This window comes from Arthrobacter sp. TS-15 (assembly GCF_006964045.1).
In the GTDB taxonomy this organism is placed as follows: Bacteria; Actinomycetota; Actinomycetes; order Actinomycetales; family Micrococcaceae; genus Arthrobacter.
The window spans coordinates 33,902-54,970 of the sequence record NZ_SDXQ01000012.1 but is presented as its reverse complement, the minus strand read 5'-3'; the positions used below and the strand labels follow the sequence as shown (position 1 = coordinate 54,970).

The following is a 21,069-nucleotide window of genomic DNA, read 5'->3' as shown; positions in this document are numbered from 1 at the left end:
CTTTACTCCTCGTCCCCGGCGTCGCCGTATGCTTCGTTTTCGGTCCAGGTCCGCTTGGAACCTGTCAGGATGATGTCCCATTTGTAGCCGAGGGCCCATTCCGGACTGGTCAGCTCGTGGTCGTACTGTGCCACCAGGCGGTCGCGGGCATCCTGGTCCACGATCGACTGGTAGATGGGGTCCAGCGGGAAGAGCTGGTCGCCCGGGAAGTACATCTGGGTGACGATTCGCTGGGTGAACTCCGAGCCGAACATGGAGAAGTGGATGTGGGCCGGGCGCCAGGCGTTCAGGTGGTTCTTCCACGGGTACGCGCCGGGCTTGATGGTGGTGAAGCTGTACGAGCCGTCGTCGCCGGTGATGCAACGCCCGACGCCGGTGAAGTTCGGGTCCAGCGGTGCGGGGTGCTGGTCGCGCTTGTGGATGTAGCGGCCGGAGGCGTTGGCCTGCCAGATCTCCACGAGCTGACCGGCAACCGGCCTGCCGTCGCCATCAAGGACGCGGCCGGCCACGATGATGCGTTCGCCCTGGGGCTCGCCGTTGTGCTGGATGGTCAGGTCCGATTCCAAGGCGTGGACATCCTGGTGTCCGAACGCGGGCGAGTAGAGCTCGATTGTCTCCGGGTCCGCGTGGTGCAGGCTCTTGGTGGGGTGGCGGAGGATACTGCTGCGGTAAGGAGCGTAGTCCAGGCGCGGCATGGTTTCCGGGCCTTTGCCATTCTTCAGGGCCTCGGCGTAGCGGTCCCCGATGCCCTTGATCTCAGCACTGAGATCGGCCTGGGTTTCCACTTTCTTGGAATCGTGCGCAGCGTGTGGCTCAGCGGCGGGCACGAGCTCCTCGGATTCGAGCGCTGGTGCTGTCTGTTCTTGCGGCACGGCCGGCTCCTTTCGGTTGATGGATTCTCTTTGGTTTCGGGTCTAAGCCCGGTGGAGCGAGTCGTATTGGACGGCGTGGCGCACCGGGGCGTTGGGCGCCCCGTAGCCGTCGTAGTTGCCGCGGCGCTCCACCATTTCGAAGAACACACTGCCCACAGTGGCCGTGTAGAAGTGGAGGAACTCGCCGTTGGCGTCCCGGTCATAGAGGAGGTTGAGCTCCTTGAGGGTGGCCAGGAATCCGGGTTCAAGATCGAACCGGGCGTCCAGGTCCTCGTAGTAGTTGGCCGGAATCTGGAGGAACTCAAGGCCACGATCGCGGGCGGACCGGGCCGTAGCCACGAGGTCTTCCACGGCGAACGCGATGTGTTCCTGGTACGTTTTGCGGGCTTTTTCTTGTGCCTGCTGGGCCGGAGCCAGGTTGAGCACCAGCCTGACGGCGCCGTTGCTGGTCTGCATCACCTGCGAGCGCACCAGTCCGCTGGGGCTGGGGACCTCCGCGAAGGGTTGCGGTTCCAAGGCGAGGGCGCTGGTGTAGAAGAGGACGGCTTCGTCGAAGTGCTGCCACGGCTGGGCGAGGTTGACGTGGTCAATGACGGCGTTCTGTGCGCTGGAGGCGTGTTCCAGACCCTCGCCGAACTCGTGCGTCCACGCCGCCGTCCCGTCCGGGCTGCCCTGGCACAGGAAGATCTCGGTGGAGTCAGGGGCAGAAATGCCTTGGAAGACTTCCTCGTCGGCCTGGACCTTGCGGGCCACCACGGGCGCCTTGAGCTGCTGGGCGCGAGCGGAGGCAATCACTGGAGAGTCGACGTCGAACCCCAACGCGGCGATAGCCGGTTCGGTGTGCGAGGCCGCTTGCTCGTTGATGATGACGCGCGCCTGGCCCATGGTCCAGAGCTGGACATCCTTGGTGCGGTGGCGGCCTTCGAACCCGAAGCCGAGCTGGCCCAGGAGCTTCTCAAGCTGAGCGGTGTCGTCAGCCTTGACCTCGGCAAAGTTGAAGCCGGCGGGTTCGCTCACCTTGGGCAGCGTGGCCAGTTCCATGGGATAACGACGGCGGGACGCGGCTTTGTCTTCCGGTGCATCTGCCACGGAGGTGCTTGCGAGCCACTTGGCGCTCTGTTCCTCCAGCCAGATGAGGGAGCGCATGGCATCCACGGCGGTGCGCTCGGTGTCCGACTGGCGGAAGACATCATTGAAGACCTCGAGGGAGACCGGGCCCGTGTATCCGGCACGGACAACGTGGCCCATGAACTTGGCAAGCTCGAACTGGCCCTCACCCGGGAAAACCCGGTAATGGCGGCTCCAGGACAGCACGTCCATGGAGAGCTTGGGGGCGTCGGCAACCTGAACGAAGAAGATTTTCTCCGCGTTGATCTGCTCGATCGGCGCGGTGTCCCAGTCACGGGAAAGAATGTGGAAGGAGTCAAGGCAGGTGCCGAGGTTGGGGTGGTCCACCATCTCAACCAGGCGGTAGGCGTGCTCGTAGTCGTTGACGTATTTGCCCCACGCCAGGGCTTCGTAGGCAACCTTGACGCCGTGCGCCCCGGCCAACTCTGCCAATTCCGCGAGCTGCTCGGCTCTGAGATCGTCGTCGTCAATGGTTGCCGTGGCCACGTTGGAGCAGACCAGGATGGTGTCCATGCCCAAACGTGACATGAGCTTGAACTTGGCCTCGGCCCGCTTGAGGTTGGCCTTCAGCAGGTCCGGAGTGACGCCGTCGAAATCCCGGAACGGCTGGTAGAGATCCAGGCCCAAGCCGAGGTCGGCGGCCATTGTCCGGACCTCTTCCGGGCTGTGGGGGGACGTGACGAGGTCCTGTTCGAAGATCTCGATGCCATCGAAGCCCGCAATCGCGCAGGCCTGCATCTTCTCCTTCAGCGTGCCGGACAGGCAAACCGTGGCGATTCCGGTGCGCATCAGTTGGCCGCCTTTGCCAAGAGCGCCTCTTCTTCGGCGGCGATCAGCTCCAGGAAGTGCGCCCGCATGCGATCGCGGTCCGCCTCGCGTCCAGTGATGAGCTGGAAGGCGTCGGCTGCCTGACCGACTGCCATGCGACCGCCGTCGAGGACGTCGCATCCCTTGGCCCGCGCCTCGCGGACCAGTTGCGTTTCGATGGGGCGGTAGACGATGTCCGCCACCCAATGCCGCGGCTCCACCAGGCCCATGTCCAAGGGGAGCCCGGGGTGGGCCGCCATGCCGATGGGAGTGCAGTGCACCAAGCCGTCAGCGAGGGGCATGATCTCGGGCAGCTCGTTGATGCTCCGCGGCGTAACGGTGGCTTCAGGGAAAAGCCCCCCGAGCTCGGCGGCACGTTCCGCGGCGCGGGCGGGATCCATGTCCACCAGGTCCAGGGTGCCGACGCCGGCTTTGAGGAGTGCGTAGGCGACGGCGGAACCGGCACCGCCTGCACCTAACTGAACTACGCGGTCTAGTCGCGCCTCGGGGAGGCCGTCCGCGAGCGCCGAGCCGAAGCCGGAGAAGTCAGTGTTGTGGCCAATCAGCCGGCCGTCCTGAATCAGGACGGTATTGACGGCACCCAGGCGCGCGGCGTCGTCGGAAATTTCATCAAGGTGCCCCAGCACCAACTGCTTGCACGGATGCGTGATGTTCAGTCCGTTGAAGCCCATGCGCTGCGCCGCCGTCAGGAGATCCCCGACGGCGGTGGCCGGCAACTGCAGTTCCAGCAAGTCGATGGGGCGGTACAGCAAGCGAAGGCCCTGCACATCGGCTTCGCGTTCGTGCATGGGCGGCGTGAGTGAGGGCATGACGCCTTCGCCTACGAGGCCCACCAGAACGGACTCGGCTCGGTTGCTCATCCTAAAGCTCCTTTGACTTCAGCACCGCCGAGCTTTTGGCGCTTTCTGGGGCGCTTCCAGCCGGGGTGTTATTTAGATTACTACAAGTGTTCATATTCCGCACGCTTGTTCTTATCGCGAACATTTCCACAGTGCGCACCCAACCAAGTAGCAGTTAAGCGCGCTTAGAGCCGTCTAAACGCGCACTATTGCGACCTGGTTGGGTGAGGGTCACCGCTGGGGCAGGCGGGCCGCGAGTTCAGCCGCGGCCTCCTGCAGGGTAGGGACGTGGGCAATCAATTCCTCCATGCTCATGCGGAACACCGGGACGGCCGTGGCGAGGGAGGCGAACGCATGGCCCTGTGAGTTGAGAACCGGAACAGCGACGGCGCGCATGCCAATCTCGTTTTCTTCATCCATCACCGCGTAACCCTGGCGTCGCACCTGCTCGATCTCCTCGCGGAACTTGTCGCGGTCGGTAATGGTGTGCTCGGTGAGCGGATCCAGGGGGAGCTCCTCCAGCAGCCTCTTCCGCTCGATCTCATCCTCAAACGCCACGATCGCCTTACCCACGGAGGTAGTGTGCAAGGCGCCCAGGTGACCGGGGTCGCTGGTGACCCGAAAGGTCTTGGGTCCGTCCACCTTGTTTACAGTGAGGTGATGATTGCCGTCGCGCACGGACAAGATGGTGGCCTCATGCGTAATTTCAGTGACACGCTGAAGGACGGGCAGCGCCGTTGCCGCGAAGCCGTGGTGATTGGAAACGCGCTGGCCGAGCTGGAAGACGCGTAGTCCCAAGTGGTACCGACGCCCATCGGGCTCGTAGTCAACAAATCCATCGCGGGTCAGTGAACCCAGCAGTCTGTACGTGGTGCTGAACGGGAGATTCGCACTCCTTGCCAGATCCGCCGCACTCGCCCCGCGCGGTTCATTTCCCAATAGAACCAACAGGCTCAAGGCCTTGCCGACCATGTCGGTCTTTGTGTCCTCTTTCACACTCATGTTTTGATGCTCTCACATAGTGAGAGCTATTTCTAGATGGTGGTGACATCTCTTGACAAGTGACCCCACTCACAGCCACTATTGCTGTATTGCACAAGTAGCTCTCACCATGTGGTTACTAATGCAGGGATCGACCGGCCGCACCATGCTTGGGTCTCCCCACAGAAGCCAGATCCGCGACATCGTCGTCACAGAAGGAACACCCCATGAGCCAAACAATGCCGTCAGCGACGCCAGGCACTGAAACCACTTCCGGAACCCCCAAGAAAGCCGCGCTTGCCAGCTTCCTGGGCAGCGCCGTCGAGTATTACGACTTCTTCATCTTCGGCTCTGCCGCGGCCCTGATCTTCCCCCACGTCTTCTTTCCCTCCGCCGACGCGAACGCGGCCATCATGTCCTTCGCAACTTTCGGCTTCGCCTACGTTGCCCGCCCCGTGGGTGCGGTGATTCTGGGTCACTTCGGTGACCGCATTGGCAGGCAGAAGGTCCTGATGTTCACGCTGGTCCTCATGGGGGCAGCCACATTTGTTATCGGCTGCCTCCCCGACTTCAAGACCATTGGCTGGTGGGCTCCGGCCCTGCTGGTCCTCGCCCGGCTCTGCCAGGGCCTCTCCGCTGCAGGCGAGCAGGCCGGCGCTTCCTCCATGACCCTTGAGCACGCCCCGGACAACCGCCGCTCCTTCTTCACCTCCTGGACCCTCACCGGTACACAGGGTGGCCAAATCCTTGCAGCCCTCGTCTTCATCCCCGTGGTGGCCCTGCCGGATGACATCAAGTACGGCATCGGTTGGCGCATCCCGTTCTGGCTCAGCGCTGTGGTAGTACTGGTGGCCTTCTTCATCCGCCGCACCCTGCACGAACCGCCCGCATTCGCCGAAGCCAAGAAGAACAACCAGATCTCCAAGCTCCCCGTTGCCGACCTCCTCAGGCTGCACTGGCGCGATGTTCTCCGCGTGGTCTGCTGCGCCTTCATCGCCGCCGTCAGCACTGTCTTTGGTACGCTCGCCATCAAATACGCCCAGGACGTTGCCGGCGTCAACAGCACCATCACGCTCTGGCTGGTGGTCGCGGCAAACGTTGTTGCCCTGGGAACCCAGCCACTGTTCGGCATGCTCTCGGACAAGATCGGCCGCAAACCCGTATTCATCTACGGAGCTTTGTCCAGCGCCATCATGACGCCGGTGTTCCTGCTGACCCTGGAGGGCGGCAATGTGCCGCTGATGTTCCTGGTCTCCGTTGTCTACTTCTCCTTCGGATACGCCGCAGCCAACGCAGTATGGCCGTCCTTCTACGGTGAAATGTTCAGCACCAAGGTCCGCTTCTCCGGCTTGGCCATCGGTACGCAGCTCGGCTTCCTAATGGCAGGCTTCGCTCCCGCAATCGTCACCGCCCTGGGTGGCACCAAGCCCGGCGGTTGGGTCCAGATCTCCATCTTTACCGCGGTCATCTGCGTCATCGCAGCTGTCTCGGCCATGACAGCCCGCGAATCAGCCAAGACGCCCACTGCGGAACTTGGCATCCACAAGCCACACCAGCACGTCTAACCCCGACGCTCCTGCCCGGTTACTCGGCCTGGAGCAACGGAAATGCCCGGCACGTCCTGTGACGTGCCGGGCATTTTGCTGCTCGCGGGCCGGGTCTGGCACTGGGCGGGAGCGCAACTGGGCAGGAGCGCACAACGGGAGGGGCGCAACTGGGCAGGAGCGAGGCGCTAATCCCCTACCGCGGGTCCACCACCACCTTCTGGAAGGCCCCCTGGCCGGTGCCGACGTAAAGGAACAATGTTCCATCACCGGCGATTCCAACAACTGAAGGATTCCCCAATCCCGTAAAGCCATTCCCCAAAGCGGCGAAGGTAGAGAACATGTTCCAGCCTGCCCCCAGGGAAGCCCGTGTCAGGAAGCCCCCGTTGCCGTTGCCCGGGTAGAGCCACAGTGAGCCATCGCTTCCGCGGGCCATGATGTCTTCCCGGCCATCGCCGTTGAAGTCACCGCCCTGCATGACTGAATCGAAAATGTTCCAGCCGGTTCCGATCTGCCGCCATGACTGGAAACCACCGGCTCCGTTGCCCGGGTAGAGCCAAAGATTTCCGTCGGCGGCCCGCGCCACGAGATCGGCTTTGCCGTCGCCCGAAAAGTCGCCCGGTGCCAGCATCTGCGTGAAGCCTTGCCACCCTGTGCCAATCTGTTTGCGGGCCAGGAACTGGCCGCGCCCATCCGTCGGATACAGCCACAACACACCGTCAGAGGTCCGCGCCACAAGGTCCGGGTGGCCATCGCCGTCGAAATCTCCCGCACTGAGAACGGAGGTGAACGCGGCCCACCCAGAACCCACTTGGACCCTTGGCAGGAATCCGCCGGAACCGTTGCCGGGGTAGAGCCACAACACACCATTGGTGCCGCGGGCAAGGATGTCCGCGACACCATCGCCGTCGAAATCTCCTGCCTCCCACACCTGGCTGAACTGGTTCCACCCGGCCCCAATGGCCAGCCGATCGGCAAATCCCGAACCGCTGCCCGGGTAGAGGCGCATGGTTCCTGACGAGGTCGCGGTCAGCACGTCCGACTTCGCATCACCCGTGAAGTCCTGCCCACTCACGATGTCGCCCACCGAATTCCAACCACCCCCGAGGTTGATGCGGGGCACGAAGCCACCCCAGCCGTTTCCGGGGTACAGGTAGAGAGTGCCGTCGCTTGTCCGCGCCAGCAGTCCGGCACCGGCACCGCTAAAGGAGTCGTCGGAAGTGATGCTGGTGAAGCCGTTCCAGCCGGAGCCGATCTGCGACCATGCCCGGAATCCACCTTGGCCGTCGCTTGGGTAGAGCCACAGACTGCCATCGGGCTTGGTGGCCATGAGATCGGGGCGGGCATCGCCGTCGAAATCCCCCACGCCAATGAGGTTTGAGAAGCCCTGCCAACCTGATCCGATCTGCCGCTTGGCCAGGAAACCGCCGCGACCATCGCCCGGATACAGCCACAAGGCACCGTCGCTGGTGCGTGCCAAAATGTCCCCGCGGCCGTCGCCGTCAAAGTCCGAGATACCGGTGATGGCATCAAAGATGTTCCATCCCGAGCCAATCTCACGGGGATTGTTGAGCCTGTTACCGGGCAGTCCTGTGTACAGCATCAGGGAGCCGTCCGCCTCACGGGAGAGGACGTCGGCGAGCTTATCGCCGTCGAAGTCGCCGGCCGAGAACCGAATCTTCGCCGTGAGCTTGGGGTCGGCAAAAATAGTGACCGACGCCGTTGTGGTGGACACCGAATTGATGGTCACCTGAGTGCCGGTATAGGTGGTGAAAGTGCTGCCGGCCTGCCATGCGTGGTTGGTGGCGTACCAAGGTTCCGGGAATGGCTTGGTGGACGGCATGAGGATCAGGGACGAAGCGACCGTGGCTCCGCCGCGTTGGACGATCTTGACGCCCCTGTTTCCTGCTGGCTTGCCGGAGTCGTCCAGGTAGCTGTCATATCCGGCGGCCTGCCGCAGCTCAAGGTAGTAGACCTCTTTGCTGATGGGATCCGTGAACTTGATGGCACGCTGGGCATCCGTTCCACCCCATGGTTTGAGCGTGTAGGTCTTAGCGCCGGTGGCAATCCCCACGTCCCGGATTTCGTCGCCACGACCCAGCCCCGCGTAGTCCCAGAGCGAGCTGCTCACCACGGGCGATTCGAATTGGGCGGCACCCATGATGTCCGTCGTGTCACCGTACTCCCGGATGTAGCACGAAGGATCCGTGAACCGACCGTAACCGTCAACGCCGACGTCGGACGCACCACTGCCGCACTGCAACGCGTCCGCATGCATCAGGCCGATGACATGCCCGAACTCATGGCTCATCACGTTGTTCGTGAACCCGCTGATTTGCGGCAGGAGGACCCGGCCGCTGTAGCTTCCGCTGCTGTATCCGGCGCCCAGGGCGTTTCCGGACAAAGTGGACGTGGGAATGAAAATCACCAGTGCCGTGTACGGGCTGGCCGACCAACCCAGCTCGCTGGTGATGGTGGACATGATGGTGCTGTAGCTATCGGTGGACTTCGCCTTGGACTGGTGACCGGCAACCTTGGTATTCACCGTCATGGACAGTTTGTTGGCCGTCATGGCTTTCCAGTAATTGCTGGACGCAGTGACAGCTTGCTCGGCACTGGTCATGGAGACCGTGTTGCCGTTGTCCGCCAATTTGGCCGTGACCAGCCGTACCCGGATGTCGCCGCTGGGCCCGGCAGCCGCCGCGCCGGAGTCTGGACCTGCGCCCGAGTCAGGGCCGGTATTGAACGGCGTGGCACGCTCGGGGGGATTCTCGAACTCATGCTCCGAGTGCGGCGTACCCTCCACGAACTGGACGTTCGGATTGTCCGGCCCGGGCAACGGCACCGCCGTCGCGGGGGTCTGTACGAAGAACAGGCCGGTAGCAAACACCACCAAGCCTGTAGATAACGCGATTGATCGCCGTAGCGCACCCATTCGATCTCCCTGAGCCGGAGCCTGTGGTTCCTGTGAGTCTCAGCAACCGAGATCAGGCTACAACCGGGTAGTCACCGAGCCCGGCAGGCGGGGCTGTTCACCTGGAAACCCAACCATCCCGGAATGCTAACGGGACCCTAACCGGGCCGAAATACCGTGGCAACATTGCCGCGCCACACTGGAAGAGCCGGCAAGTGCAGGCACAAGCTCCAGCCCAGGAGGCCACCATGTTGAAGGAAGTCACAACACACACAACACGTATACGCGCGATCAGCCAGCTCCATCGGGGAGACGAGATCGAAGCCCGCCTGTCCGTGGGACCCGCCTATGATGACGTGGTTATCCGCCGCGGACGCGTCCAGGAAACTGCGCCGGGCATCGGCGTGGTGTGGATCATGGACCACGCCTCAGGAATGCGGAAAGCCATCAACACCGACGAATGCAGTGTTTGGCGTGTCGCCTGATCCGGCTCGACCCCAAACCCCTCTCAGCCGCCAGCCACGGATTGGATGATCACAACCTCCTGGCCGGCCGCAACTTCAGTATCAAGACCTTTCACACGCCGGATCTCGTCACCGTTAACGTAAATATTCACGAAACGGCGGAGAGCCCCGGTTTCATCACGCAAACGCCTGGCCAGCACCGGATAATCTCCGGTCACCGAGTCCAGCAACTGTCCAACGGTCACAGCCCCGTCGGCGGACGCAGTCAGATAGGACTGTCCGCCGACGAGTGGCTGCAGGACACCAGGCAACACGACCGTATAGTCAGCCATGATGGGCCTAACCAGGCACCGGGGCTTGGTTTTCGGTACCAGGATCCCGCGTCTGCGCTGCTGCCTCCACGAATTGTTCAGTTTCCGCCACCAACGTGGCTTCCGCGGCTGCCAGCGGGATTTCTGCCCCTGCCGGGTTTCCCACCACGACGGCGGCTCGCACGCACAGCACGTCCGGCAAGTGCGATGCCACTTCGGTAAACGTCTCACCCTCGTCCGCGCTGGCATACACGGCGCCTCCGCGGGTTCCGAAGTACACGCCGGTGGGTTCGGCGGTGTCCACGGACGCTGCGTCCCTCAGCACGGCGTTGTATTCGTGGTCCGGGAGACCGGTATGCAGCTCTTTCCACGTCCGGCCGGCGTCGTCTGTGCGATGGACGCTGAGCTTGCTGTCCGGCGGGATGCGTTCGCCATCAGCTTTCAACGGAACCACCCACGCCGTGCCCTCGCGCCGAGGATGAGTCAGCATCACGAACCCGAAGTCCGCCGGAAGTCCGTCCGCGATTGAGTCCCAGTTCTCGCCTCCATCGTCCGTGCGATACACGCCGTGATGGTTCTGCGCGTACAAACGGTCCTCGACGGCGGCATCCGCCGCGATCTTGTGAACGCACTGGCCGAACTCCGGGTTGGGATCGGGCATGAAGTAGGCCGAGATTCCCTTGTTGCGCGGCTCCCAGGAGGCGCCGCCGTCGAGCGATCTGTAAACGCCGCCCGTACTCATGGCGATGTGAACCTTCTCCCCGGAAGGATCAACCACTATGGAGTGCGCCGCCGCCCCGCCGTAGCCGGCACCCCACTCACTACGGTGGGGGTGGTCCCAGAGTCCGCGGTTCAGCTCGAAGTGCTCGCCGCCGTCGGTTGACTTCCAAACGGAAATCGGCTCGCACCCGGCCCAGACAACTCCCGGGCGTGATGCGGCGTCGGGGTATATCTGCCAGATGCGCTCCAATGCGGCGTCGGTGCCCTCCGGGAACTTGATGGCGCCGTGCTCGGGCTCGGTCCATGTAGCGCCGAGGTTGTCCGAGTGGGCAACGGTGGGACCCCAATGCTCGGACCGCACACCCACCATGATTCGTGTTTTGCCGTCCCGTGTATCTATCCCGATGCTGGGTATTTCACTCATCAGGAAGTGCGGGCCGGAGAGGGACCATACTTTGCGGTCCGGGCTGCTTGCGAGCCACAGGCCTTTCTTGGTTCCGATCGCGATGACGTAACTCTCTGCGGTAGCCATGAACCCCATCGAACCATCAGGGCGTGCGGGTAGCAACGGTTTTTTGGGCGTATGTGGATAGTCCGAACTTCGGGCAAGAGGGACCCTTACGGTTAAGGTGCACCCAAACCCCTGATCGTGACGCGAAAATCAGAAAAACTTTTTCGCCGCTTGTGGCGACCGTTGGATGCTGAAGCAGGAAAACGTGCTTGACTGTGGTTTTGCGGCCAATCGGCCGCCACAACTTACTGGGGGATCAGATGTTTTGCGAGGTCAAAGAGCCATGAGGTCAACAAACAGGATGTTCGCGGTGGTTGGCCGGTAGCAGGACCGAGCCATGATTACAGCCTCTTTGCATGAAGGAGCGATAGTCCTGGACCCGTTCTCCGTAAGGATGGTCCTGGGGATAGTCACGTTGACCCTGATAGTGCTGTCCGCCGCCTCCTCCCGGCGAATCCGGTCCACCTCCACCACGTGGTGGCGGGTTGCCCTCCTTCTCTTCTTCGCCGGAAATTTCGCTTTCCTGCTGAACGGAACCTCCTTTCTGGCTTGGGCCAATCCGCCGGGCAAAGCGCTGATCGTGGCCGGTGCGTTCAGCATTTGGGCCGGCGCTCGAGCTCTTCGCGAGCGAAAAGTCAGCGCGTGGCAGATATCGCCGGCACCGCTGATCACCTTCCTTGCATCAGCGATGGACGGTGTCGAATCCAGCCTGTGGTCCGGAGGCTTGATGTATCTGGGAATGACGGCAGCAGGCCTTGGCATGGCCGCAGGAGAGTTGTGGTTGGCGAAGTCCGCCCAGTCCCGGATGACGAAGTTTCTGGCCCTCATCGCCGGACTTACGTCCCTGTACTACTTGGGCCGGGGCGTCACGTTTGTACTGGAAGGGCCGGACGGGAGTTCCTTCCGGACACTTTTCGGCTATGCACCGGCGGCGTTGATGCACCTGATTCTGCTGGTCTCGCTGTCTTTCACCATCAACTCGCTCGGCAACAGCCACCTGATCAAGAGGCTCCGGGAACGTGCCGAACGGGACCATCTGACCGGGCTGCTTAACAGGGGCGCCTTCCTGGGCCTGGCCGAAAAGGAACTGGCAGGCCCGGCTGCCCACCAGAACGCTGCACTGATCCTGGCGGACCTGGACTATTTCAAGGCCGTCAATGATGAACACGGACATGCCGCAGGAGATGCTGCTTTGCGTGCCTTTGCCGAGGCCTGCACCGCGTCAGTAAGGTCAACGGATCTTGTGGGGCGATACGGCGGTGAGGAGTTCATTCTTCTCTTGCCGGGCGCGACGCAACAACGGGCAGAGGCCATCGCCTCGGAAATCAGCCGGCGCCTGTCCGCCATGGCAGATCCGGCTGGTTTGCCCTACCCCACGGTCAGCTATGGGGTGACATCCACAGGTGCCAAAGCCGCAGACCTGAATTTCATGATCAGTGTGGCAGACGCGGCGTTATACAGCGCCAAAGCCCAGGGCCGCGACCAGGTGGTGGGTGCGGAATCGGTGGAGCCGCTACCCACGATTCAGCAAAGGCCGTAGCACACGGACATACGAGGACATGGTGTCAGGCCTTACCCGCAACCTGTGTGACGTTATGCCTAGGCTGTGGGTGGTAGCTACACCCGTGAATGACGGACAACGATGACGGAGAACAACGATGACTGAAGCAAATACCGCTGCACGTGCACTACAGCTCAAGTCCCTGCATGAGGCACCGGAAATCCTGAGCGTGGTCAATGTGTGGGATGCCATCAGTGCCCGCACTGTGGCAGACCTGCCTGAAACCAAGGCCATCGCAACCGCCGGGCATTCCATTGCTGCGGCCTTTGGCTATGCCGACGGAACCATGCCGTTGGACGTCGCGCTGGAAGGGGTCAAGCGAATTGTCGACGCCGTGGATCACCCGGTCACTGCTGACCTGGACGATGGCTACGAGAACCCTGCCGAGACCATTCGCAGGGCTATCGCGATCGGCGTGGTTGGCGCGAATGTAGAAGACCGTCTGCGGCCCTTCGACGAGGCCGTGGCCCGTGTTCAGGCGATCATTTCGGCCGCCGAGGACGAAGGCATTGCGTTCCAGCTGAACGCCCGCACTGATGCCATTGCCCGTGGCGGCGACCGGCCCATTAAGGACAGCATCGAGGACGCCATCGTCAGGGGACGGGCGTTCCTCGACGCCGGCGCGTCGCTGGTTTTCGTGCCCGGAGCCATGACTCGTGAGGTCATCGAGCCGCTGGTTGAGGGCCTCGGGCACGGGAAGCTCTCCGTCATCGGTGCACCTGGCGCCCTTCCGGCAACTGAGCTTCAGGCGCTTGGTGTGGCCCGCGTGTCCTATGGGCCGTTCACCCAGCGGGTGGCCCTGCGTGCCCTCCGGGATCTTGCCTCTGATCTTTACGGCTCGGGCGTGGTCCCTACTGACACCCCGGCGCTGAACTAGTTGATCCTGCCGGTCCCGTCAGCGAAGGCGGGACCGGTCAGCTGCCCGATCGGGTATCGAACGCAGCCGCCGATTCCCGGAGCAGGCGGGCCACTGTGTCCACCGGCAGGCTCGCTGCCTTTCGCCGGTCGAAACGGCGCAGTGCGATGTGCCGGGTCCCTAAACCTGGAACATCCAGGATGTCCACGTGATCGTGGACCACGCCCGTCAGAGCCAGGGTAGGCACAATGGCCACCCCCTCACCGGCCGCTACAAGTGCCAGCGCGGTGAGTGTGTCGTGGTACTGGTGAACAGTGTCAATCCGGCTGCCCGTTGAGTGGCGGAGGCGTCCGAGCACTGCTGTGTTTGCTGCCGACGGTTCCACTCCCAGCCACGGCAAGGGCAGGCGACTGAGGTCTATGTTGTCCGTGCCAAGCAGGCTTCCTGCCGGCACCACGAGCTTCCAGGGCTCGTCCAGCAGGGGATCTTCGACCATCCCGGCGGCCATCGGACGCTGCTCTGCCGCCGTCGAATCCTGTTCAATCACTACGGCGTCGAGCTGCCGTTGACGTAGCAGCCGCATCAGCGCGGGGAAACTGTCTTCAACAATCTGGATCTGTAGCTGGGGGTACTGGTTGCGCCATTCCGGAAGTCGCGGGATCACCACTGTGCGCATGAAGCTGGTGAAGCCGCCCACGCGCACCACTCCCGCAATGTTGACTTCGCTTTGCATGCGGGCGCGGGCAACGTTGAGGGCCCGTTCTATCTCTTCCCCTGCCTCCGCCATGGCCAGTCCCGCGGGGGTGAGCACTGAACCTTTGGGGGTCCGCAGGAGTAAGGCCTGACCCGCCTCGTGTTCGAGTTTGCTGAGCTGCTGCGACACTGCGGACGGTGTGATCCGCAGTTCATCGGCGGCAGCAAGAACGCCTCCGGTGCGGGCAACTGCGAGAAGTACCAGCAGCCTGCGGGGGTCCATTTCCATGTTAAGCACTCCTAAACATGGGATTCAGAATAATGCAATTGAACTAAAGGGGTAAGTCCCTCAATATTGACTCACAAGCACGATTCAGTCACGCAGCATCGACCCCCGAATCAAGCCCCCATCCCGGACCTTACGCCGCCTGCCGGCTCTATCCGGATGCCCAAATCTGAAAGGACTCCCATGGAACTGCTGTTCGAAATTGCCGGTTGGGCCGGCGCTGTGGCAATGCTCGGCGGCTACATGGCGGTCTCCATGGGATGGCTGCAGGCGGGCAGCACTTTCCAAACCGTAAATCTCTTTGGTTCCTGCGCCTTCATCATCAACGGCACACTTCACGGAGCTTGGCCCTCAGTGGTGACCAACGTGGCGTGGTTCCTGATTTCAGCTATTGCACTGCTGCGCATGAAGGCCCAGCACCGGGCCTCGGGTGTCACCGCTGACGCTCAGGAAAGTCACCCACTTGCCCCGGACACTGCCGCTCAGGTCATTGTCACGGCTGCTCGCCCGGCAGCCAGCTGCGCCTAGCGGGTTCACCAGGAGTAGCGGGTTCACCAGGGCCAGTTAGTCCACAAACTCCGACTGTGTCTCGATGAAGTCCCAATCCGCAGTGGTCAGGACACCACTGACCTTGTCCGGATGGGGCCCTCCGGCTTCTGCAATGTGCTGCAGCACCTGGAGCGGAAGTTCATCGGCCCGCAGGTTTTCGCGCAGCCACTCTTTACTGTCCAGGTGCAGATCGAGCCACCACATGAAGATTTCCATCACGGACCGCCTTTCTTCGGATTAACCGTAGGCCGGGGCGGGTGTCTCTACAAGGGCTCAATGCTGACGTCTTTATCGCAGCCGGATCCGCCAAACACGCTGTTCAAGCACACGCCGCAGAGCAACAATAGGGGTATGGCTGCGGAAGGATTCAGCGGACGGATTCCCTTAGTTGTGGGCGTACTGCCGGACCAGCATGTGGAAGTACTACAAACTGCCAGGACCTTGGCCGAGCAACTGGGCGTGCCGCTGGTTTGCGCTTATGTGGATGAGGCCAGCTACCTCGTGGAGTGGGATCCTTCGCGTGAGACTCACCGGATGTCCCTTCACCCCGAAAAGGATGACGAGGACGTGGCGGTTATCCGGGATGATCTGGGTAAGGCCATCGCGGAAGCCATGGACGGCGGCACGGCAGATTGGACGTTGCGCTTGCTTGCCGGCGATCCTGCCCGGGCGCTGGGACGCCTGGCCTCTGACATAGATGCCTCAATGATCATTGTTGGCTCTCCTGAGCCTGGCTTGGGACACCGTATTTCCGAGGCTTTGAATGGCTCGGTGGCTGCTTGGCTGAGCCATCACCAGCGGCGTCCGGTGCTGATTGTGCCCCAAAAGAGGAGGCACGAAGCTGCTCATAAAAACTAAAGCGAAAGTACTTATTCGAGGTGGTGGCAAAGGCGTCGCGCGGCACGTAGAGTAATTAGTGCAGGACGGCGAAAGCCCCTGCTCAAAGACCGCTCCGGAGTGCGTATCCCCCAATAACGCACTCCGGAGCTCTTTTGTTTAAGCGGCGCCATCTTTAGGCGGCGCCGCGTACCGCCACTACCCACTTTGAATCCGAAACCCCCGCGACACGCCCGTAGCGACGGCGAGTCGCCGGCGAGAAGCCACCAAAAAGGGTCAGGAAGACACGCGACGGGTGACCACCGACGCCGGGACGGCCGGGACGCGCTGCCGCTTGGCATATACCCGGGCCCGTTGGCTGGACAACGCCAGGAGCACCAGGATGTCAGTGGCCACACCGAAAAGTCCGGCTTCGAGGGTGATGTTGGTGCTTCCGGTGAAGTAGTCAACGGCTTGGACCACCACGGAGACAGAACTGAGGCCCATCGCGATCACCCTTGCCCCGTTGCTGCCAAGGAAAATCCGCCAGGCAAGGAAAACTTCCCCCAGCCCGAAGATCAGCACCACCAAGGCAACAAAGGTGACAACCGTCGTCGTGGTTTGCGGGTCAAGGGGGTCGCCGTCGGTGGTGATGTCCGAGAACACATCGGAAGAGGTCACCAGTGTCAGCGCCAGGACAAAGGCCGCGATGGACCTGGCCACCACCAACGCGGCACCCACCATGGTGGGCGCCGGCCGTCTGTCGCGGCTGTCCGTGGGGCGGGATGGTTGGTGGGCCGGGACCTGCACGCGTCGCGCGTCCACGATGGGAAGGTCGCCGTCGGTGGAAATCGAATCCCCGCCTCCGTTCCTGGAGTGGTAGCCGGTGGAGAAGTCCTCAATCACCTGCACCGTGACGCGTGGATCAGCGGCGGTAACGCTGGTAATGATGTGGTCCCGCTCAACGTCGGTGTTCTGCTCGATCTTGTGCGTAATTTGCAGGGTGAAGAGTGAGAACCCGACGCTGCGGTCGTAGGTGCCGGCGGCCAGCCAGTCCACTTTGTGCCCGCCGGGCAGCAGCCAGCCTTCGGGGCATCGCCAGAAACGGACGTGGTGGCGTTTGCCTGGGTTGTTGTCCACTTCCTGCTGATAGGCGAAGTCCTGCTGCCGGTCGAAGAGGTAGAGCGGGCTGACCGGGGCTTCGGAGTAACTCCGGCGGAAGATGGTGGAGCTGATGATGCGGCGGCTGCTTTTGAGCGTCACTTCGTCCGCTTGAGTCCAGCCGGCCGCGCGCATGACGGCATGGAGTTGCGGCTCGTCGCCCAGCAACGCGACGTTTACGGGATCTCCCAGTAATCCGTCGCTGGTCCGGGCGCGGCCGATGAAGTAGCCGGGAACGTAGATGGTGGTGAGGATGCGGTGCAGGCGAGGGAGGAGGAGATACGCGAGGAACGCCCAAAAGAAGAAGTAGAACCACACCTGGCCCCACCCCAAATGGAAGCTCTCCCCCACCAGCAGGAACGCCAACCACACCGCAGCGGCGCCACCAAGGATGAAGAAGGCGTGATCCAGCCGGGAATCGGTCACATCCTTGGCCGCTGCCTTGTACATATAGCTCCCCCTTGTGGCCCCTTAAGCTTCGGGCTTCGAATGCAGCTTGTACAGGCTTACGTGAGCAACTTCGGCACGTGGAGTTGTCCGTTGCTGATGAGCCATTGCAGGGACTCGCGAATGGCCTGCTCGGGCTCGTATCCGGGCGCGTACCCGATGAGGGAGGCGGCTTTGTGGATACTCATGCAGTGGTTGCGGGAAAGGTGGGCCCAGCTGGAATCGGCAAATTCGGGAGTGGTGATTCGTCGGAATTCTTCCCAGCTCACGGTCTCCATGTGCGGATCCTGCCCGAACCAGGACGCGGCGATGCGCACGTAGCCACGAACCGTCAGGGCTGTGGGAGCAACAATGGTGAAGTCTTCCCCGGCTGCAGCGTCGCGGTTGAGGATGGCTTTCTCAAAGGCCTGCGCCACGTCGTCGGCGTGCACGTGATGCATCAGCTCGGTACCGCTTCCGGGGACCTTGAGTGTCTGCCCGGAAGCAATCACGGGCCACACGCCTGGATCCAGGTTGCCCAGTGGCCCGATCGGGAACCAGCCGGGTCCCACGATGTGGCCGGGGTGGATGGATGTTGTGGCCAGACCCCCTGAAGCGGTCTCCTCTTTGAGCATTCGGGCGATGTCGCGTTTCCGGATTCCGTAATCGTCAGTTGGTTCTGCGGCCGAGGGTTCGCCAGCCGAATCCGATCCTTCGGTGATGGGCAATTTCAAGCTGACACCGTGGCGCCAGATCGACCCGCAGTGCAGCAGATGCGCTGTCTCGCCGCGCAGCCGGTTCACCAGCGCAGTGGCTGACTCCAGCGTGAAGCAAATGAGGTCAACCACGACGTCGGCACCCAGTCCCGCTATCCGGTCACCAAAGACGCCCTCAAGTTCCTCGTGCTCGCGGTCCGCTGTAACCTGGCGGACCTGCTGCCATTCGGGGACGTCGGCATAGGGTGGTCGGCTTCCGCGGCTGATGTTGATGACCTCGTACCCGGCGCGCACAAGCCTGGGCACCAGGAAGGACCCGATATGGCCGCTGCCGCCGATCACGACGATTTTCATGGGTGCTCCGATCTCCACGAGTCACGCTACTGGCTTGCGGGGGTAACCGATAGGCCCGCGCGCCCAAGGTCAACTCGGCACATAATAACGAGACTTACTTGTTCCTTGGTTAGACAAACGGCAGGCTCCCGCGACTAGCATGAATAGTCCGGGCAAGCCCGGGTACGTGACCTCTTGAACGACCCCCTCGGAAGGTCGGCGTTGACGCGGCGACCACGTAAAGGAGACAACTGTGCGGGAGCCTGCCGTCAGCGAGAGCGTGTCAGAAATCAGCGAAACTCCGGAAGAAAATGCGGAGGAGACGCCACAGGAAACGCCCGATGAAACCGCAAGCGAACCGGCGGAAATCACGTTTGACGAGCAGTTCTACCCTGCCCGTCCCAAAGCGCTGCGCCCCATTGCCCGGCGTCGGCAGTTCTTTGCCGCCCGGCCCTCCTTGGAATTCGACGGCTTGAACTCCACGTACGTGGATTGGCTCCGGAACCAGTCCATGCTGGGTGACGCCAACACCATGGCCCGGCAGTTGTCCGGGCAGGCCAGCATGTGGCAGAACTCGTATGCCAGGCCCAACCCACGCGCAGCTGTTGAGCGTGCACCTGTGTGGTTCACCGCCTATCCCCTGTCTTTCATTACTAAGGACGGCCAGTCCTTCCTTTCGGCCCTGGGTGACCCAGCGCTTTGGGACGCGTTCAGCCAGATCGGCATCAGGGGCCTGCACACGGGACCGGTGAAGCTGGCCGGCGGCATCCGCGGATGGTCGCAAACACCCAGCGTGGACGGCCACTTCGACCGGATCAGCATGGCGATCGATCCCGCCTTCGGCACGGAGGAAGAGTTCCGGCAGATGTGCGAGGTAGCCAACCAGCACGGCGGCACCGTCATTGACGACATCGTCCCGGGGCACACCGGCAAGGGAGCGGACTTCCGCCTCGCCGAAATGAACTTCCGGGATTACCCCGGCATCTATCACATGGTGGACATCCCGGAGGAGGACTGGCACTTGCTGCCGGACGTCCCCGAGGGCGAAGATTCGGTGAACATCAGCCCCGCGGCTGAGGAAGCGCTGCAAAAGGCCGGGTACATCATCGGGCGACTGCAGCGGGTTATCTTCTACGAACCCGGGGTCAAGGAAACCAACTGGAGCGCCACCAAGCCCATCATCGACACCACGGGCAAGAAACGCCGCTGGGTTTATCTCCACTACTTCAAGGCCGGTCAGCCTTCCATTAACTGGCTGGACCCCACCTTCGCGGGCATGCGCCTGGTGGTTGGCGACGCCCTGCACTCCTTGCTGGACCTCGGGACCGGAGCGCTCCGGCTGGATGCCAACGGTTTCCTGGGTGTGGAGAAGAGCGCCGAGGAAGAACCGGGCTGGTCCGAGGGTCACCCGTTGTCCGAGGCAGCCAACCAGTTGATTGGTTCCATGATCCGCAAGGTGGGCGGGTTCTCCTTCCAAGAGCTCAACCTCACTATCGATGACATCAAGTCGCAGTCCGAGTCCGGCCCGGACCTGTCTTACGACTTCATCACCAGGCCCGCCTACCACTACGCCCTGGTCATCGGAGATACCGAGTTCCTGCGCCTCACCTTGCGGCTGTCCATGGAGATCGGCGTGGACCAGGCATCGCTGGTTCACGCCCTCCAGAACCACGATGAACTGACCTATGAGTTGCTCCACTTCGCTGCCGGGCACAGGGATGAAGTCTTTGAACTTGCCGGCGAGGAGCTCACCGGTGCCGAGGTGGCCGAGAAGGTCCAGACCACCATGCGTGAACGGCTCACGGGTGAGAACGGGCCCTACAACGCGGTCTTCACCACCAACGGCATCGCCTGCACCACCGTCAGCTTCATCATGGCCGCCCTCGGGATCAAGGACCCGGATGCCATCACCAAGGAGCAGGAAGCGCAGGTCCTGGATGCCCACGTGCTCTTGTCCATGTACAACGCGTTGCAGCCGGGTGTGTTCGCGCTCTCCGGTTGGGACCTCACGGGAATCACAGCGCTGGACCGCGAAACCGTCAAGGAACTCACCTCGCAGGGTGACACCCGGTGGATCAACCGTGGCGCGCACGACCTCATGGGGACCAGCCCGGACGCCAAGACCTCCCTTGCCGGTATGGCGCGTGCCCGGAGCCTGTACGGTTCCCTCCCTGAGCAGCTGAAGGACCCGAACTCCTATGCGCGGCGCCTCCAGCAGATCCTTACGGTGCGGGAAGAGTCGGGGATCGCCACCAGCACGCTCCTTGATGTGCCCGACGTTTCCAACCGCGGCTTGCTGGTGTTGGTCAATCAGCTCGCGGACGGGGCATTGCAGGTGACGGTGCTGAACTTCTCTGACCAGGACATCGCCGGCAGCATCCAGTCCCCGCACCTTGTTCCGGGAGCTACAGTCCATGATTTGTTCTCCGGTGAAGAAGAAGTGGCCCAGGTGGATGATCTGTGCAGCTTCTTCCTCGAGTTGCCCGCCTTCCAGGGCACGGCACTGCTGCTGAAGGACCCGGTAGTAGAGGATGAGGCTACCGAATAGAACGCACGACGT

The 21,069-nt window shown here is 62.5% G+C and carries 18 protein-coding genes; 7 read left to right on the top strand and 11 right to left on the bottom strand.

The window, feature by feature from the left end; translation table 11 throughout:
- Positions 1-2 precede the first annotated feature (2 nt).
- The 4 genes from pcaH to EU811_RS05165 all read right to left on the bottom strand — a co-directional run bounded on the left by pcaH (position 3) and on the right by EU811_RS05165 (position 4,669).
- Positions 3-872: a protocatechuate 3,4-dioxygenase subunit beta gene (gene pcaH / locus EU811_RS05180; protein WP_142937426.1), complete on the bottom strand. Its 870-nt coding sequence runs from the start codon at positions 870-872 to the stop codon at positions 3-5.
- A 42-nt stretch (positions 873-914) separates the two neighbouring features.
- Entirely contained in the window at positions 915-2,789 is a 1,875-nt protein-coding gene (locus EU811_RS05175) for a bifunctional sugar phosphate isomerase/epimerase/4-hydroxyphenylpyruvate dioxygenase family protein (RefSeq protein ID WP_142937425.1), read from the bottom strand.
- Entirely contained in the window at positions 2,789-3,688 is a 900-nt protein-coding gene (locus EU811_RS05170; protein WP_142937424.1) for a shikimate dehydrogenase, read from the bottom strand. Before EU811_RS05170 ends, EU811_RS05175 begins: the two co-directional genes overlap by 1 nt.
- Positions 3,689-3,898: 210 nt before the next feature.
- A complete protein-coding gene (locus EU811_RS05165) occupies positions 3,899-4,669 on the bottom strand; it encodes an IclR family transcriptional regulator (RefSeq protein WP_142937423.1) in 771 nt (256 codons plus the stop codon).
- A 206-nt stretch (positions 4,670-4,875) separates the two neighbouring features.
- Here EU811_RS05165 and EU811_RS05160 point away from each other — a divergent pair, with 206 nt between their 5' ends.
- Positions 4,876-6,213 carry an MFS transporter gene (locus EU811_RS05160; RefSeq protein WP_142937422.1) on the top strand — a complete coding sequence of 446 codons (1,338 nt, stop codon included), beginning with the start codon at positions 4,876-4,878 and terminating at the stop codon, positions 6,211-6,213.
- 175 nt (positions 6,214-6,388) lie between these two features.
- Here the strand turns inward: EU811_RS05160 and EU811_RS05155 are convergent, their stop codons facing one another.
- A complete protein-coding gene (locus EU811_RS05155) occupies positions 6,389-9,127 on the bottom strand; it encodes an FG-GAP repeat domain-containing protein (RefSeq protein ID WP_142937421.1) in 2,739 nt (912 codons plus the stop codon).
- A 227-nt stretch (positions 9,128-9,354) separates the two neighbouring features.
- On the opposite strand from EU811_RS05155, the gene EU811_RS05150 reads away from it, so the two are divergent.
- The gene (locus EU811_RS05150; RefSeq protein WP_024818712.1) at positions 9,355-9,591 is read left to right on the top strand and encodes a hypothetical protein; all 237 of its coding nucleotides are present in this window, start codon (positions 9,355-9,357) and stop codon (positions 9,589-9,591) included.
- 23 nt (positions 9,592-9,614) lie between these two features.
- On the opposite strand, the gene EU811_RS05145 is transcribed toward EU811_RS05150, so the two are convergent.
- Both EU811_RS05145 and EU811_RS05140 read right to left on the bottom strand, forming a co-directional pair.
- The gene (locus EU811_RS05145) at positions 9,615-9,902 is read right to left on the bottom strand and encodes a MoaD/ThiS family protein (RefSeq protein WP_142937420.1); all 288 of its coding nucleotides are present in this window, start codon (positions 9,900-9,902) and stop codon (positions 9,615-9,617) included.
- A gap of 7 nt (positions 9,903-9,909) precedes the next feature.
- A complete protein-coding gene (locus EU811_RS05140; protein ID WP_223941249.1) occupies positions 9,910-11,142 on the bottom strand; it encodes a WD40/YVTN/BNR-like repeat-containing protein in 1,233 nt (410 codons plus the stop codon).
- A gap of 307 nt (positions 11,143-11,449) precedes the next feature.
- Between EU811_RS05140 and EU811_RS05135 the strand changes: the two genes are divergently transcribed.
- Complete coding sequence (locus tag EU811_RS05135) at positions 11,450-12,652, top strand: GGDEF domain-containing protein (RefSeq protein WP_142937419.1); 1,203 nt, start codon at positions 11,450-11,452, stop codon at positions 12,650-12,652.
- Between the two features lie 118 nt (positions 12,653-12,770).
- Positions 12,771-13,550 (top strand): isocitrate lyase/PEP mutase family protein, encoded by a 780-nt coding sequence (locus tag EU811_RS05130; RefSeq protein ID WP_142937418.1) that lies wholly within the window; start codon positions 12,771-12,773, stop codon positions 13,548-13,550.
- Between the two features lie 37 nt (positions 13,551-13,587).
- Here EU811_RS05130 and EU811_RS05125 read toward each other — a convergent pair whose 3' ends face one another.
- Positions 13,588-14,511 carry a LysR family transcriptional regulator gene (locus tag EU811_RS05125; protein ID WP_142937417.1) on the bottom strand — a complete coding sequence of 308 codons (924 nt, stop codon included), beginning with the start codon at positions 14,509-14,511 and terminating at the stop codon, positions 13,588-13,590.
- Between the two features lie 180 nt (positions 14,512-14,691).
- Here EU811_RS05125 and EU811_RS05120 point away from each other — a divergent pair, with 180 nt between their 5' ends.
- Positions 14,692-15,036, top strand: coding sequence for a CBU_0592 family membrane protein (locus tag EU811_RS05120; protein WP_142937416.1), 345 nt, complete (start codon positions 14,692-14,694; stop codon positions 15,034-15,036).
- A gap of 36 nt (positions 15,037-15,072) precedes the next feature.
- Here EU811_RS05120 and EU811_RS05115 read toward each other — a convergent pair whose 3' ends face one another.
- The gene (locus EU811_RS05115; protein ID WP_142937467.1) at positions 15,073-15,273 is read right to left on the bottom strand and encodes a hypothetical protein; all 201 of its coding nucleotides are present in this window, start codon (positions 15,271-15,273) and stop codon (positions 15,073-15,075) included.
- Positions 15,274-15,408: 135 nt separating this feature from the next.
- On the opposite strand from EU811_RS05115, the gene EU811_RS05110 reads away from it, so the two are divergent.
- Positions 15,409-15,915, top strand: a complete 507-nt coding sequence (locus EU811_RS05110) for a universal stress protein (protein WP_142937415.1) — start codon at positions 15,409-15,411, stop codon at positions 15,913-15,915.
- A 255-nt stretch (positions 15,916-16,170) separates the two neighbouring features.
- Here EU811_RS05110 and EU811_RS05105 read toward each other — a convergent pair whose 3' ends face one another.
- The gene (locus EU811_RS05105; RefSeq protein ID WP_142937414.1) at positions 16,171-17,484 is read right to left on the bottom strand and encodes an LssY C-terminal domain-containing protein; all 1,314 of its coding nucleotides are present in this window, start codon (positions 17,482-17,484) and stop codon (positions 16,171-16,173) included.
- 56 nt (positions 17,485-17,540) lie between these two features.
- Positions 17,541-18,530 carry an NAD-dependent epimerase/dehydratase family protein gene (locus tag EU811_RS05100; RefSeq protein ID WP_142937466.1) on the bottom strand — a complete coding sequence of 330 codons (990 nt, stop codon included), beginning with the start codon at positions 18,528-18,530 and terminating at the stop codon, positions 17,541-17,543.
- 232 nt (positions 18,531-18,762) lie between these two features.
- On the opposite strand from EU811_RS05100, the gene treS reads away from it, so the two are divergent.
- Complete coding sequence (gene treS / locus EU811_RS05095; protein ID WP_142937413.1) at positions 18,763-21,057, top strand: maltose alpha-D-glucosyltransferase; 2,295 nt, start codon at positions 18,763-18,765, stop codon at positions 21,055-21,057.
- Positions 21,058-21,069: the final 12 nt, after the last annotated feature.

What these genes read in the sequence shown, in the direction of transcription:
- EU811_RS05165 (WP_142937423.1), bottom strand. Translation starts at nt 4,669, where the DNA reads ATGAGTGTGAAAGAGGACACAAAGACCGACATGGTCGGCAAGGCCTTG.
- EU811_RS05170 (WP_142937424.1), bottom strand. Translation starts at nt 3,688, where the DNA reads ATGAGCAACCGAGCCGAGTCCGTTCTGGTGGGCCTCGTAGGCGAAGGC.
- EU811_RS05130 (WP_142937418.1), top strand. Translation starts at nt 12,771, where the DNA reads ATGACTGAAGCAAATACCGCTGCACGTGCACTACAGCTCAAGTCCCTG.
- EU811_RS05100 (WP_142937466.1), bottom strand. Translation starts at nt 18,530, where the DNA reads ATGAAAATCGTCGTGATCGGCGGCAGCGGCCATATCGGGTCCTTCCTG.
- EU811_RS05120 (WP_142937416.1), top strand. Translation starts at nt 14,692, where the DNA reads ATGGAACTGCTGTTCGAAATTGCCGGTTGGGCCGGCGCTGTGGCAATG.
- EU811_RS05155 (WP_142937421.1), bottom strand. Translation starts at nt 9,127, where the DNA reads ATGGGTGCGCTACGGCGATCAATCGCGTTATCTACAGGCTTGGTGGTG.
- EU811_RS05115 (WP_142937467.1), bottom strand. Translation starts at nt 15,273, where the DNA reads ATGGAAATCTTCATGTGGTGGCTCGATCTGCACCTGGACAGTAAAGAG.
- EU811_RS05150 (WP_024818712.1), top strand. Translation starts at nt 9,355, where the DNA reads ATGTTGAAGGAAGTCACAACACACACAACACGTATACGCGCGATCAGC.
- EU811_RS05125 (WP_142937417.1), bottom strand. Translation starts at nt 14,511, where the DNA reads ATGGAAATGGACCCCCGCAGGCTGCTGGTACTTCTCGCAGTTGCCCGC.
- EU811_RS05105 (WP_142937414.1), bottom strand. Translation starts at nt 17,484, where the DNA reads ATGTACAAGGCAGCGGCCAAGGATGTGACCGATTCCCGGCTGGATCAC.
- EU811_RS05135 (WP_142937419.1), top strand. Translation starts at nt 11,450, where the DNA reads ATGATTACAGCCTCTTTGCATGAAGGAGCGATAGTCCTGGACCCGTTC.
- EU811_RS05175 (WP_142937425.1), bottom strand. Translation starts at nt 2,789, where the DNA reads ATGCGCACCGGAATCGCCACGGTTTGCCTGTCCGGCACGCTGAAGGAG.
- EU811_RS05145 (WP_142937420.1), bottom strand. Translation starts at nt 9,902, where the DNA reads ATGGCTGACTATACGGTCGTGTTGCCTGGTGTCCTGCAGCCACTCGTC.
- EU811_RS05160 (WP_142937422.1), top strand. Translation starts at nt 4,876, where the DNA reads ATGAGCCAAACAATGCCGTCAGCGACGCCAGGCACTGAAACCACTTCC.
- EU811_RS05140 (WP_223941249.1), bottom strand. Translation starts at nt 11,142, where the DNA reads ATGGGGTTCATGGCTACCGCAGAGAGTTACGTCATCGCGATCGGAACC.
- EU811_RS05110 (WP_142937415.1), top strand. Translation starts at nt 15,409, where the DNA reads ATGGCTGCGGAAGGATTCAGCGGACGGATTCCCTTAGTTGTGGGCGTA.